A 14,313-nucleotide genomic window follows, 5' to 3' on the forward strand; every position below is an offset into this window, starting at 1 on the left:
AAGTAAGATTTATAATTTAATAATTTTATATGGAAGCAATGATCAACGGAAAATATTTGGACGCTTTTTCCATTGTTAGCTAGTAGCGTAACCGGCCATTATTGGCCGGTTTTTGTTTTTATAAGATTAATAGTAAGAATCGATTCATAACAATTCTATGTTTTAGTTAAGCAGCAGGTCATAGATTAAATTTTCAGAAAAGAGGTGATGACTTGAATATCTTAGTCGGAAAAGACATGTTTTAAATACAGTCAAACATAGACTTGGAGTATATTTCCTATAACGACACATGAAACAGGCCGCGCCAATAGTTAAATTATAACGATAAAGCTTCAAAAAATTTATTTAAAGGAAGTGTTGCTATGACGTCAAAGAAAGTTTTAATGATTTTGATTGTTTTGCTATGTATTTTATCAACTAGCTTAACCGCGCTAGCTGCAACAGGCTTAGGGATTGAACCAGTTTTACTTCACCTTACTGTAGGGGATGCAGCATCTGAAATTTCACAAACTGAATGCGATCCAGATTTTGCCTTTAAAGTAGATAATTCTGCAGAAAACGGAACTTATCCTACCGGAGATGGGAACATCATTACCATTACCAGCAGCAATGGCTACACTTTTGATTGGCAGTCAAAATGGCCTGTAACATGTGTCTTGGTAAAAGCCGGCAAAGACTTTTACAATGTATTTTATTATCCAAATGGTTCGTATGGAGATACAGGGCTTTATGCAGCTACAAATCCAAGTAATGAAAAGCCATTTGAAATCAGTCACGTAACCTTCGGATATAACGAACTAAGTATGTGCTATCAGGAAGAAACTGCATGGGCAAAAGGAACACGTTATGTGGAAAGAGGCAACTGGGCTATGTATGTTGATCACCGCGATAAAGAAAAGAAAGTAGTAGATTTGATTGCCGGTGGCGGAAACCCTTCAAGTGGAACAGTAGTAGGTACTGCAACTATTTCTGCACCTGCTGACGATGAAGTTACCATAAAAATCAGCCTAACAGGTGGAGCCGTATTTTATTATGATTTAGATGATCCTAACAATGACGATAACTTAAAGGTTCAAGATTATGCAACAGCTCCAAAAGGTAATCCTGCTCCTGGTAAATTTGACTGGAAATATAGTATTGCACCTCATTTAACTACATATACATTTACCGTTCCATACAACAATTTTTATGGGATTCATTTAGACGTGGCTGTTCCTGTTCCTTGCAACTAGGCTTCAGCAAATTATAGATTCTAGAAAATTCAGTATAATTCAACCCGTGAGGTTTTAGAAATTTCTCACGGGTTATCTTATGATAAAAATCTAACCTAACTTTGTCACATTATCATGCCCTGGAACACTAAACAAAAGCGTCAACTTATTTTAATGCCATACTTAAGTCTCCTATACATATTGTGTTGGTGCTTTTATTGAAATAGTAAACTTTGTTGTCTTCGACTGTTATGGAATATGAATCATCTGAAGATCTAAATACCTTTTTACCGGTATTATCAAATAGTATAATTCTATCAGTCAACTCATTATCACCTGAGAGGGTGCAAGCAACATATTCCTTATCGGACCCTGTCAGCTTTAATTCGCGCACGCCCCGTCCAATATTTTCATAATTAGAATCATATAATCCATGATCCACTCCGCTTTCAAAATATATATGACCGCCAAGAACTTCAAACTGTTCTATAAAATTATTGCCCCTCTCAAGTTTTGCCTGTATTGGATATTCAATCTTTTCAGATATTTTATACTTGAAGAGTTCAACATATTTATTGTAGAAATAAATATAATCTCCCTCTGCCTTGAAACCTGTAACTTCTTGGTCAGTTATTCTTCTTGTTTCATTAGTCTTAATATTCACCTGATACAGACCGGTTGTAGTCTTAATACCGCCATTTTTTATATAATCAGCAGCTGCTCTTGTATCAAACCCAAGGATATATAAATCATCGTCAATAAGATAACAGTCCCTCGATCCAGTTCCACCTTCACTTATGCTCTCAGTGCCGGGCACATCGTTTATATTCCAGTACCAGCCATAGATGTAATCCGTAGATCCAATTTTTTCCCACCCAGGATAAGTTAGTTCGGCAGAATTAATTGTGTTTGGGGTTTTCATGTATAAATTCCCTGGACCCGGTGCAGGACCTACCCACCACTGGAACTCCTTGTCTTTGAAAGACTTCAGTACGTTTCTTGAATTATTGATCAACGTTGCTCCATCGCTGTCCAGGCGAAACAGATAATCAGTCCCCATTGTCGCACCGCCATTATGAAATGTAAGATAAGCATTACCACCTTCAGAGTATAACCAGGGCAAGACATATGCTTTGCCATCCCCTAGACTGTTAAAAGGAAGTTGATATATAACTTTGCTTGCTGGTGCCTCGTTCATACCACCAGGAGATTCAATATTGTTTGAGGGAACGATCTTGGATTGCATAATCGTTCCATTTACGCCTACATAATACACATATCCATCTGCTATTGCCATTACTTCCGTATCCTTCGCTCTGTCATTTGGAACTGTGCTCTGAAGCAAATGTATGTTATTAGAATTTATAGACAGGCCGTTATTCAAATCAAAACTGTAATCCCAACCAAACTCATCAACAGCAAACTTCCAAGTGATTGGGAAATATGTAATGTCACGAAATATTAGTATTGGATATTCTTCCTTACTGTTGTCGATTAACTTTCCATTTATCTTAATTGGAAATGTAGGAATCGTTGCTTTATAGCTGCTATTATTTCTTTCCTTTGTGCTGTAAGGACAATATGCAGCTGTTATATCTGTCGCATCTATCAATAAGCCTTCCTGATTACCCCTCCAGCTGGATTCCAACCCCAGAAACCTGCAATCACTATATGTCATTGGAAAATAAGTGATATCCTTGTACACTATCAAAGGATATTTACTATAACGGTTATCCATGTTCACATTATTAAGAGCAACATTAAATATCGGGAGTGTCACCGTGACACTTGCTGATACATCTGCTGCATAAGCAGGGATTATACTTGCCATGATAAATGTAATAATCATCATTAATAAACCAATAACTCTTTTACCCATTGCTTCATCTCCTCAGAATTAATTTTAATCAGTAATAACTTCGCACGCCCCTACTCTTTTACCATTGACGTCTACTACCATCTTAACGTGCCTTAAGTAGACAATAATGATGTCAAAGTATATTTTATACCTTTGGCGGGAAAAAACATATGATTTTCTATTACTTTTCTTCCAACTTTTTGTAAATAGCAGCATTTTGTATGCGTAGAAAGCAGCACCTTGCGTCCATAATCAATTGACTGACATAACTTAAAGTTTTTAACTACAGTTGAGTTATGGCTTGAGCAGAAATAATGATAAAGTTTCCATTCATTAATTTGTTAAATTTAGGAGGCTGTCCATGAAGCTGTCAAAGTTTGTGGTTAGTATATAATTTAAGAATAATACTTCTCCAATACCATTTTTGTTTACTAAGTCATCAATACTTTCTTTATAGTGCCTTGGGTCAACTACATATATTTCACTGTAGTGAGGTGTTAGAAATGGAATAAAAGCATTGCCGTAAGAATCTTTTATGACCATGATTTTCTTGTCTGTTCCAACATTGGTTTTAATAACACCAAGTGCAAAATCACCGCCTAAGAAAATACCGTATTTTTGGTCTAAGAAAACATATTTCTTATTGATTACATCGCCTTTGTAAGATTTTTTTTCACCTGTTTCTTTGTCATAGTAAAAAACTTGCATATCAGTTTTAACAGGAGGAACATAATAAACTACATTATCCGGGTTGTTGTTTACGGTTTCAGACGGATTAACAGTTGATATATGACCGAGATAATCCTGAGCCTCATTTTTTTTATAGTTATTTAAAGGTACAGCTTCAAGTTCAGCAGTAGCAGCAAAACCTAAATATCCATAATACGCTCCTAGGGCTGTCCAGTGGTGGTCTGTTCTGTAATAAACATATTCATCAATATGCTCCTTAATGGGTGTATAAGCATCTACAGGAATTATATTATCCGAAAAGTTATCATTAACAAATTTGATTGCATCGAGTTGCGAATCGGATAAATTTTTATATTTTTCATTGGTTAAAAATTCAATTTGAATAGGTACCAGCATAGAGTAAACCTTCACATTTTCACCCAATTTACCGCTTACCTTATTAATCGTGTCAGCATATAACTTAGATTTTTCTTCGTTAAATTTATATAATTCCATGACTGTATCATTTAAAATTAACAAATTACCCGTTGTGCTAGCTACTTGATTTTTATCTTCAGGTTTTTTACTTTCATCTTCATTATCATTACCTCCCACATTTTGTCCTGCAAAATCAACCAAATATACTTCCTCTTCCCTTTTTATACCCTTTAATGTAGTTATATCTTTGCTGATTTGAACTAAATTTTCTCTGTCGAAAAAATGATCTGCAAAAAAGCTTTCAAAATCTCTGAAATACTTTCCCGATAAAAGATTATCCAAACTATAAACAGGCTTTTGTGCCAAGGTTCTGTTTTCAACCTCTGAAATTGTTTTATTTTTAGGAGTCAACAAATTCAAAATTGTAAATAAATAAATTATTAATAAAAATATAAATACGTTTAAATATGATATATGACTTTTTTTATTCATGTGCTTCCTCACTAAAATCTAAAGTAAAGAAACGGATTATAAGTTTGTCCAATTAACAATATTGTGCTTACAATTAAAATTGTTGCGTTAAAAAATATAAATATCAACTTGGACGGCTTATAATTGTTTATAACTATTAGTTCATTTAATTTTCTATATATAATCTTGAATATAGGTGTGCTCGCAAAAGCAGCAAACATCAAAAATATTACATTATTTAAAAACTCAATTTCAAATTTAATATCATACAAAGGATGATTGCCATAGCCAAACATTATACTCATGAACTTCAATCCTTTTGTAATATCGATATAATAGAAAAATACCCACCCAATTATAACAATAAGAATTAAATAAATATGTGATAAAACTGAAGGAATTTTATCTAATACTCTGTATAATAGTTTTCTTTCCAATAATAAGAAAATGCCGTAATACAAACCCCATACAATAAAGTTCCAGCTGGCACCATGCCAAAGACCGGTCAGCATCCAAACTATTATAACATTACGGACAAAATGTTTTCTGTTGCCACCAAGTGGAATATATACATAATCCTTGAAAAATGAGCTTAAAGAAATATGCCATCTTCTCCAGAAGTCTTGAACACTATTTGCTATATATGGATAGTTAAAGTTTTCTTTATACGTAAAACCAAACATTCTTCCTAAGCCTATGGCCATATCTGAATAGCCAGAAAAATCAAAATATATTTGAATTGTATACATTATTATTCCAAGCCAGGCTCCTAAAACTGACAACTGATCTAAATTGCTGTCCAAAAAAGCGGTTGCAATCTGACCTGCTGTATTTGCAATAATTACCTTCTTTAATAAACCGATTATAAATCTGTTAATTCCATAGCTGAAACTGCTTGGCGTTATAACCCTGTAATCTATTTCATTAGCCACATCTATATATCTGACTATAGGTCCCGCAATTAATTGGTGATATAGTGACATATATAAAAGCAGCTTATAAAACTTCTTTTGTGCAGGAACATCTTGTCTGTATACATCTATAACATATGATATTATTTGAAATGTATAGAAGGATATTCCAATGGGTAATCCGATTGAGCTTAAACCTATATTGGTATTAAACACAAAGTTTATATTATTTACAAAGAAATTATAGTATTTAAATATTCCAATCATAGATAAATCAATTATTATTGCTGTCCACAAAAAAACTTTACTCTTATATGTACCTTTGTATTTATCTATTAGCAGTGCAAAGGAATAATTGATTATTCCACTTAACAGTAATGCTATAATAAAAAATGGTTCACCCCATGCATAAAAGAACAAAGAAAAACTTAAAAGAACAATATTCCTGTAGGTGTAATTTTTACTTATAAAATAAAAGATTAAATTTATGGGAAAAAATAAATATAAGAAAACTAAACTTGAAAACACCATTCGTGACATATCCTCCTGTTGATAAACAAACTAAAATTATCCTATTTACTGCTTAACCACCTGAATACTTTCATTCAGGTGGCTGATATTAATTGTCCTTTACGAATACAACCTTACCATTTTCTATTCGCACTAATAATACATTTTCAATGGATTTATATAACACTTTGCAGTCTTCATTAAAGATCATTAATTTATATTGTGATTCACTGACCTTATCAAATATGGCAACCATGTAACCGTTTTGTACTTCTAAAACCTTGAGAATGCCTCTAGGGTTTACCGGTCCTTCATTGCCATATATATATAGCTGATTGTTATCCTTCAATGAATAATATAGTTTACCTTCCAAAACCTCATATAAATTTACAGCTTGATCTACCAATAACTCGGCTTTGCCGCCATTAAGAGGAACTTTATAAATAAAATTATTTTGGTCAGCAAAATATATTGTACTATCAACTATTTTGAAACTTGTCACTTCATTATCACACAATCTGACTTGTTCATTGCTATTTATGTTAACCCTATAAATACCTGTTGTTGCAGCATTATTATCTTCTAAATAGTAGCCATAATACCCCAACACATATATATCATTATTGATTAAATACAAGTCTTTGCTTGGTCTTCCACCCCGTGACCTATTATTACCTGACCCAATATCATAAATGTACATACCATAAGAATAGTCCGAATTACCTACATTTTTATATTCTTTTTCGTTATTCTTTCTAATCTGTAAATTCTTTTCATTAAAAGGAAATCTTTGTACAACTCGCACAGTATAATCATTATATATTTTCATTAGTGAATATCCTCTATCAAGTACTTCAGAGGTGCCATCATCTTTTAGCCATATAAGATGATCTGACCCCATGATTGCTCCGCCTGTGTGATAACTGAGCAACGCCTTGCCATTATCGGTTTTAAGAGATGTAGAACTATATACAAAACCATTCTCTGCTTCAGGGAGTTTATATACCTTTTTCGCATTTACTGGGTTATTTACAGGAGCCTGATAAATGATTCCATTTGCTCCTTCATAGTATAAATAATCCCCTGCCATAGTAAAAGCTCCTTTATCACCAGTATCACGAGTTACAATTGGCAATGTCAATTGACCTGCTGACGGAGCGCTGTCAGTTGAATATATAACTAAACCGTTATTTTTATCAAATGAATACTTCCATCCAAATTCTTCCACGACAAATTCCCATGTCAATGGAAAATATGTTATATTTCTAAATAGAAGCAAAGGATATTGTTCTTTGCTGTTGTCAATTATTTTTCCATTAACCATAACTTTAAATGGAGCTATTTGAGCATTGTGAATGCTTCCGTTTTTTGTTGACAATTTTGACTTTTGGTAACTCCAATTTGCACCAGTTTTAATTATTTTTAGTCCTGTACTGCTATCCCACGCAGTTTCAAGCCCCATAAATCTACTGTCATAATAAGTCATAGGGAAATATGTAATATCATTATAAACAATTAATGGGTACTGATTATAATTATTTTCAATATTTACTCCATTTAATCTTACTTTAAATGCCGGCAGTGAAACTCTTACACTGCTTGCTGCCTCTGCCTTATTTAAAGGTATTATTGCTGCAGTCATCATCAGAATAACTAATAACATACATATTTTTCTTCGCATTGATATAAATCTCCTTTGAATATTTAAGTTATTATTCAACAATTTCGCTTTCCTGCAGCTGGTTTTCCAACTGATTTAAATCAACAATTATAATTTCTGACATATCATTTTCAACAATTATTTCTTCCTTTATTTCTTTTGAATTCCATATGCTACTTTCTACTTGCTGAATATTATCTTGTTGTGTACTTAAATCTTCATATTCCATAACTTCCGGTTTATTGCTTTCATTGATGTGCACTGCATTTTCAATTTCACTGATTATTCCAAGTTCAGTGTTTTCAATTCCTGTTTTCACTTCATTTTTAGTATTATTCTCAGTTATAAAATCCATATGTTCATCCAAAAATTCATTTTGAAAAGATATTTTCTCAGGCTGTTCTACACCGATAACATTAAATATTGTACCGGATATCATAACAAGCAATATCGTAACAATCAGAACAGTAATACCTCTCTTTTTCTTTGAACTGTCAAAAATACCTTTAATTCTGGACTCAAGATTTTTTCTATTGCTCACAATATTAGTTGAAAAAACAGGTACTAAAGTTTTGTTATTCATTGCAGCCATTTTAAGGATAATATTACAATAAAATTTTTTCTCCTCAATATTACACTCATTTAAAACATAATCATCACAAGATTGCTCCATATCTTTGTTTGCCTGCTTTACCAACAAATGTACTGTAGGATTAAACCAATGAACAACAGAAGCAGCTGTTAATATGGTCTTTATCAAAATATCATTCCTTTTAAGATGAACCAACTCGTGCGTGAGTATCATTTTTAACTCTTCAGGCGTATATTCCTCTGAAGGTAGTACTAATGTTGGACTTATAAATCCTATTAACATGGGACTTGATACCTTTTTACTAATAAGTAAAGATACATATCGTTCTATATTAAGTCTTTTTTTCTCATTTCTAAGTATTGTTTGGATTTTGTAATTTGATGTCTTTCTACTCCATCTAATTATTTCACGTCTATATACAATATAAGAAAATATTACATACACCAAATATAATATGACTCCAGAAAAATATATCGCGAACAAAACTTCTCCACGGCTATCATTTACATTATATAAATTGATGTGGTTTATTTTTGGCAGCTGAGCAACAACGGAAGTTGAAGGTAATAGCTCACTTGGCACAGTCTCAGGAATCTTCAAAGATACCAGAAAATCCTTTACATAAGAAAAAGGAAATAGCAAACATATAGAAACAGCTATCCATAAATTGTACCGCCACTTGGTAGAATATCTTTTCTTAAGTATGGGATTAAAGCATAACAATAATATTATTATTGGGGTTACGCCTAAACTTAATGACAATAACTCATAAAACCATCTCATGATTTTGAAACCTCATCCACAAAATTACTTAGTTCTTCTAAGTCTTCCTTACTTATTGCATCTCCGTCATATAAAGCTGCAACAAGGCTCTTTAACGAATTTTTATGTATTTTTTCTAGAAATGTCTTGCTTTCTTTCTGCAAGTAGTCTTTTTCACTTATAAGAGGATTATAATAGTTGTATCTTCCTTCCTTTTTGGTTTCTAAAAATCCTCTGTCCACCAGTCGGGCTAAAAAATTTAAAACAGTAGTATGTGCCCAGTCCTTTTCTCCCTTTAACTTTTCAATTATATAAGTTGATGATACTGGTTTATCAGCTTCCCAAATTATCATCATTATCTCCAATTCACTATCAGGCAATTTTTTTATAACTTCCATTTTACACCTCTCTAACTTTAGTATATTAATTAAGTATTCAACATCATCTCCAATAACTTATGCTTAAGGTTGTTAAGATTTGGTATTGATACTTTTTTAAATTCATTCTACAATTGTAGAATGAATTTGTCAAGTATTACTAAGGGAAATATGAATTAGCTTCAACATCTACACCAGTACGATCTAATTTTGCCTTGATATAAAGAGCCTTACTCATATATTCTCCTTATTTTTTATTTTATTTTTGACTTAAACCTTTATTATTCATGAAAAGTTTTAATATGAAATGATTGAATTTTGTCATAAAAAATGTTATGCTATCCACGGTAAACAAAAAACATTTAAATGCATTATAATGAATTACAAAACTGCAATTGGGAAGATTATATATTGAAGAACTTATTTTTATAAGCTCTTTTTTAGATGATAAAGAAAGGTAATAATATGATAAAAGTTGAAAACTTGTCCTACTCATTTCCACAAAAAAATCTATATAATAAGATTTCATTTACATTAGAAGAGGGTCAGCATTGCGCTTTTATAGGCACAAGTGGAAGTGGAAAAAGCACACTGATAGATATAATTATGGATCCAGAGAAATATATGTTTGATGGAAAGTTAGAAATAGACCCAAATTGTAGAATTGGGTATGTAAGTCAGTTCTCACAACTAGACAAACCAAAAGAAACTACTGTTTTTGAATATATAGGCGAAAAGTTTATTAAGCTGCAAAATGAAATAACATCCATTTGTGCTGAAATGGAAACATCTACGGATATTGATACCTTGCTGGAAAAGTACCAACAAGCTCAAGACGCATTTGATGCAATTAATGGTGATGAATTTGAAAGCAACATTAATAAAAAACTAAATCTTGCAGACTTAAGTAATCATAAGGATCTAATGATATCTGAGCTTAGTGGTGGCGAATTTAAACTTGTTCAAGTTATTAAAGAAATGCTTAATCGTCCTGACTTAATAATTATGGATGAACCAGATGTGTTTTTAGACTTTGAAAATATTAATTCTCTTAAAAACTTAATTAATTCTCACAAAGATACAATTTTAGTTATTACTCACAACAGATATCTTTTGAATCATTGTTTTAATAAAATTTTACACCTTGAAAACATGGAACTCCAGGAATTCGATGGAACATATATTGATTATAACTTCTCATTACTGCAAACAAAAATTGAGTTACAAGAACTTGCTGCTGCTGATGATGAAGAAATCAATAGAAACGAAATTTTAATCAATAAATTAAGATTTATTGCAACTGAACTTTCTGATTCTTCTAAAGGAAGAGCCTTGAAAGCCAGAGTTAAAATTCAACAAAGATTAATGGAACGTAGGATTAAAACACCATTCGTGGATATTAAGCAGCCAGATATAAGTTTATCTACTGATAATAAAATCGAAGAAACTATTGCTTTAAAAGTTACTGATTACAGTGTTGCCTTTGATGAAATACTTTTAGAAAATGTTAGCTTTGAGATTAAATCTACTGATAAGGTAGCTCTTATTGGTCCAAACGGTACAGGAAAAACAACTTTATTGAAAGATATCTATAAAAATAATAATGCTTCCATTGAAATAAATGGTGATGTTAAAGTTGCTTATTTATCTCAAAATCAAGGAGAAATACTAACTGAGTCTAATACAATACTTGAAGAGTTTGCAGATGTTGGATTTGAAACTTATCAAGAAATCAAATCATATCTTTCAAATTATTGTTTTAATGATAAACTAATTAATCAAAAGATAGGATCTTTATCTGGTGGAGAAAAAAATATACTTCAATTGGCTAAAGTTTCAGCTATTAAAGCGAACATGTTGCTTCTCGATGAACCTACAAGTCATTTAGACACCTATTCACAAATAGCACTTGAAAAGGCAATTAAAAATTATAACGGTGCAATTTTAATAATTTCTCATGATTATCACTTTATAGTAAACTGTATGGATTATGTTTTAATGATTGAAGATAAGACAATTAGAAAAATGAGTATGCGAAAATTCAGACAGATGATTTATGCCAAACATTTTGATAAAGACTATTTAGAAATTGAACAAAAGAAAAAGTCCGTGGAAACAGAAATAGCATTAGCTTTAAAAAATACTGATTTTGAGCTTGCGAAAACTTTATCTAAAAAATTAGAAGAGCTAATTAAGTTGCTTTAAATATTGTATTGATGAATTTATAAGGAAATTACTCAGTTGAGCAGTGGTGGTAAAACATCCTGCTCTTTTTTATTTATAATTTGCTCCCTAATTTATACTACATGCAATAAAGAAACTTATTGTCTTACTCAGTTAATCTTAAATAATATATTGTGAAAGCACTTACTTCCTACATATTCATTTAATTACAACAAAAAAATCCCTCGAATTTTCATTCAAAGGATTGATTTCCCTACAAAATCTCTTTATTAAAATGTCCTCTTGTGTCTGTTTCCTGATTGAAGACAGCTTTATCCACTCTGCCATTTAATTTGCTTAAGGCCTTATCAATGGTTTTCTCAACCTGCTCTTTTGATTCAACTGTGAAATTTAATCTGAATGCCTCGATTCCTTTTATGCTTTGTAGCTCATCTAAAAGATTAAGTGTCTTCCCATTAAGGATAGTCGTTGTACAATCATCATGAGAAATGATAGGGAACGTTCCTTGCTCATCTTTTAACTCATAGCTCTTTGTTTTGCAAATACCGCATTGATTCATTTTTTTCATCGGACAATATTTTGTAAACATCAAAGGAGCCTTACCATATACAATCATTTCCAGTGCAGGATGGCCGTCATTTTCTCCATAATAGGCATTAATTAAATCTTCAATTTGTCTCTTATTCAGTTCATAAGATAAAGTTACTCGCGCAGCACCTAATCTAAATAATTCATAGCAACTAGTAGAATTAACAACATTTAGAGAGTAGTCTGTAACAAAAGGATTAGTTTTTCTGTAGTGATAAATTCCGCCATATCCTCCGATTAATAGCTGCCCTTCTTTTTCCTTATAATCATTCTGGTTTCTTCTTATAATGTTTTCAAAATAGATTTCCTTAATCCCACAGCTCATGCAAGCATCATACTGTTCCTTAGTCGTTACAGAGGCCGTAAGGTATGGTTTTTCAGGGGCAAAGCTTATTTTTTCTTTTGCTGTTAATGTTTTGGTTCTTTTCTTATGGCTATTAAGCTTTAAGTCATATAAGCCCTGTACAATATCTCTTCTTGCTGCATTTAACAGTTTAGCAGGAATAAATGCATTGCTTTCCTCAAAATCTACATGGTTAAGTTCGAATATAGTATCATTTAATCTTGAAAATTGCTTTATTAACTGCTCTTTTGTTGTTGGATTATTAATTGCCTCGCCTAGTATTTCCTCGCTTTCATATAGATAATTAAAGCCTAAGCCCGACCCATCTATGATAAGCTTTGAATCTGGATATGCATACACTTTAATATCCAAGTTAAACCGCTTAAATTCTATATCCAGTGATGATTCTAATTCTTTGTAATAGAAATAATTTTTCGTTATATATACTAAATCACCCTTAGACATCTTTTCTTTGATTTTTATATAGCAGACATCATCTGCTTTGTTGATTAAATTGCCATCTTTATCGTACAGTTTTACAACAGTTAAATTAACATCTTCATTGTTATGACTTATTCTGATTGTATCGTTTTGATTTAAAGTACGTGTAAGTGTTATTTCATACATGTCTTTAACAATCTTGCTGATTCTTCCAATTTCATAACCAAAGTTATTAGGTCTTAAGATATTTGTAATATTTTTCTTATCTTCATGAAACAAATATCCTTTAGTAAATGTTCTGTTGAACGTCTTGCTCAGATTTTCCTTATCTTCTTCGGTTATTTTATTATCTAGGGCCATGCGATATTTTGATACTACATTAGCAACATACGCAGGCTCTTTCATTCGACCTTCTATTTTTAAAGAATCAATTTCTTTTAAATCATTGATATAATCGATTGTGTTTAAGTCCTTAGTAGATAGAATATAGTTTTTCCCTAAAGATGTATCTGTTGTCTTATCAATTAGTTCATACTCCTTACGACATGAACCAACGCATCTTCCGCGATTTCCGCTTCGATAACCGATTAATCCAGACATTAGACAGTTTCCGGAATATGATACACATAAAGCACCGTGAACAAAAATTTCTAAAGGTATTTTAGCTATTTTTCTTATCTCTTTTATTTTTTCAATCTCAACTTCACGGGACAGAACAACTCTTTTAGCACCCAGTTCTTTAAATAATAAAGTCCCGTCTAAATCGTCTATTCCCATTTGAGTTGAGCAATGTGCTTCCATATCAAGAAAGTTTTTAACTATATAATCAAAAGCAGCCAGGTCCTGGACGATAATTCCATCAACACCGATCTCATTTAATTCGTCCATCTGCTCTTTCATCTCTTCAATTTCGTTTTCGAAAACAATGGTATTCATTGTTACATAGATTTTAACATTCCTCAGGTGGGCATACGTAACAGCCTCTTTTAACGATTCAAAATCAAAATTAGAAGAGTATGCACGTGCACCAAATTTTTGCATTCCTAAGTATATTGCATCACAACCATTAGAAATAGCAGCTTTTAAAGCTTCCATACTTCCTGCTGGTGCTAATAATTCAGTCATTTTTTCCTCCATACTACCGCTATTCTGCGCTAAGCGCTTCTAACCGGTTGTAAAATTTTTCTACAGTACTGTTTTTTTCAGGGTCAAAAAGCGTCTTTATCTCAACATGCCTCAAGTGACAATTAGGTTTAATTTGTGGCATAACAGCGCCTCATTTTTGCTCATTATTATAG

At 32.0% G+C, this 14,313-nt stretch carries 9 protein-coding genes and 1 riboswitch; of the genes, 2 read left to right on the plus strand and 7 right to left on the minus strand.

Annotated elements, in window-relative coordinates; all coding sequences use genetic code 11:
- The first annotated feature begins 22 nt into the window (after positions 1-22).
- Positions 23-106: riboswitch (cyclic di-GMP riboswitch) on the plus strand.
- Positions 107-362: 256 nt separating this feature from the next.
- On the plus strand, positions 363-1,232 hold the full coding sequence (locus tag LY60_RS00180) for a hypothetical protein (RefSeq protein ID WP_145078337.1): 870 nt from the start codon (positions 363-365) through the stop codon (positions 1,230-1,232).
- A 145-nt stretch (positions 1,233-1,377) separates the two neighbouring features.
- Here the strand turns inward: LY60_RS00180 and LY60_RS00185 are convergent, their stop codons facing one another.
- The 6 genes from LY60_RS00185 to LY60_RS00210 all read right to left on the minus strand — a co-directional run bounded on the left by LY60_RS00185 (position 1,378) and on the right by LY60_RS00210 (position 9,480).
- Complete coding sequence (locus tag LY60_RS00185; RefSeq protein ID WP_145078340.1) at positions 1,378-3,090, minus strand: hypothetical protein; 1,713 nt, start codon at positions 3,088-3,090, stop codon at positions 1,378-1,380.
- A gap of 312 nt (positions 3,091-3,402) precedes the next feature.
- On the minus strand, positions 3,403-4,668 hold the full coding sequence (locus tag LY60_RS00190; RefSeq protein WP_145078343.1) for a DHHW family protein: 1,266 nt from the start codon (positions 4,666-4,668) through the stop codon (positions 3,403-3,405).
- An 11-nt stretch (positions 4,669-4,679) separates the two neighbouring features.
- Positions 4,680-6,089 (minus strand): MBOAT family O-acyltransferase, encoded by a 1,410-nt coding sequence (locus LY60_RS00195; RefSeq protein ID WP_145079719.1) that lies wholly within the window; start codon positions 6,087-6,089, stop codon positions 4,680-4,682.
- Between the two features lie 88 nt (positions 6,090-6,177).
- The gene (locus LY60_RS00200; RefSeq protein WP_145078346.1) at positions 6,178-7,749 is read right to left on the minus strand and encodes a DUF5050 domain-containing protein; all 1,572 of its coding nucleotides are present in this window, start codon (positions 7,747-7,749) and stop codon (positions 6,178-6,180) included.
- A gap of 31 nt (positions 7,750-7,780) precedes the next feature.
- Complete coding sequence (locus tag LY60_RS00205; protein WP_145078349.1) at positions 7,781-9,103, minus strand: M56 family metallopeptidase; 1,323 nt, start codon at positions 9,101-9,103, stop codon at positions 7,781-7,783.
- Complete coding sequence (locus LY60_RS00210; RefSeq protein ID WP_145078352.1) at positions 9,100-9,480, minus strand: BlaI/MecI/CopY family transcriptional regulator; 381 nt, start codon at positions 9,478-9,480, stop codon at positions 9,100-9,102. The genes LY60_RS00205 and LY60_RS00210 overlap by 4 nt, the downstream gene beginning before the upstream one ends.
- 444 nt (positions 9,481-9,924) lie before the next feature.
- Here LY60_RS00210 and LY60_RS00215 point away from each other — a divergent pair, with 444 nt between their 5' ends.
- Positions 9,925-11,664: an ABC-F family ATP-binding cassette domain-containing protein gene (locus LY60_RS00215; protein ID WP_145078355.1), complete on the plus strand. Its 1,740-nt coding sequence runs from the start codon at positions 9,925-9,927 to the stop codon at positions 11,662-11,664.
- Between the two features lie 232 nt (positions 11,665-11,896).
- On the opposite strand, the gene LY60_RS00220 is transcribed toward LY60_RS00215, so the two are convergent.
- Entirely contained in the window at positions 11,897-14,140 is a 2,244-nt protein-coding gene (locus LY60_RS00220) for a U32 family peptidase (RefSeq protein ID WP_145078358.1), read from the minus strand.
- Between the last annotated feature and the right edge of the window lie 173 nt (positions 14,141-14,313).

This window comes from Sedimentibacter saalensis (assembly GCF_007830175.1).
In the GTDB taxonomy this organism is placed as follows: Bacteria; Bacillota; Clostridia; order Tissierellales; family Sedimentibacteraceae; genus Sedimentibacter; species Sedimentibacter saalensis.

Coding starts and splice junctions, on each gene's coding strand:
- LY60_RS00220 (WP_145078358.1), bottom strand. CDS start 14,140: ATGACTGAATTATTAGCACCAGCAGGAAGTATGGAAGCTTTAAAAGCT.
- LY60_RS00180 (WP_145078337.1), top strand. CDS start 363: ATGACGTCAAAGAAAGTTTTAATGATTTTGATTGTTTTGCTATGTATT.
- LY60_RS00195 (WP_145079719.1), bottom strand. CDS start 6,089: ATGGTGTTTTCAAGTTTAGTTTTCTTATATTTATTTTTTCCCATAAAT.
- LY60_RS00215 (WP_145078355.1), top strand. CDS start 9,925: ATGATAAAAGTTGAAAACTTGTCCTACTCATTTCCACAAAAAAATCTA.
- LY60_RS00185 (WP_145078340.1), bottom strand. CDS start 3,090: ATGGGTAAAAGAGTTATTGGTTTATTAATGATGATTATTACATTTATC.
- LY60_RS00190 (WP_145078343.1), bottom strand. CDS start 4,668: ATGAATAAAAAAAGTCATATATCATATTTAAACGTATTTATATTTTTA.
- LY60_RS00210 (WP_145078352.1), bottom strand. CDS start 9,480: ATGGAAGTTATAAAAAAATTGCCTGATAGTGAATTGGAGATAATGATG.
- LY60_RS00200 (WP_145078346.1), bottom strand. CDS start 7,749: ATGCGAAGAAAAATATGTATGTTATTAGTTATTCTGATGATGACTGCA.
- LY60_RS00205 (WP_145078349.1), bottom strand. CDS start 9,103: ATGAGATGGTTTTATGAGTTATTGTCATTAAGTTTAGGCGTAACCCCA.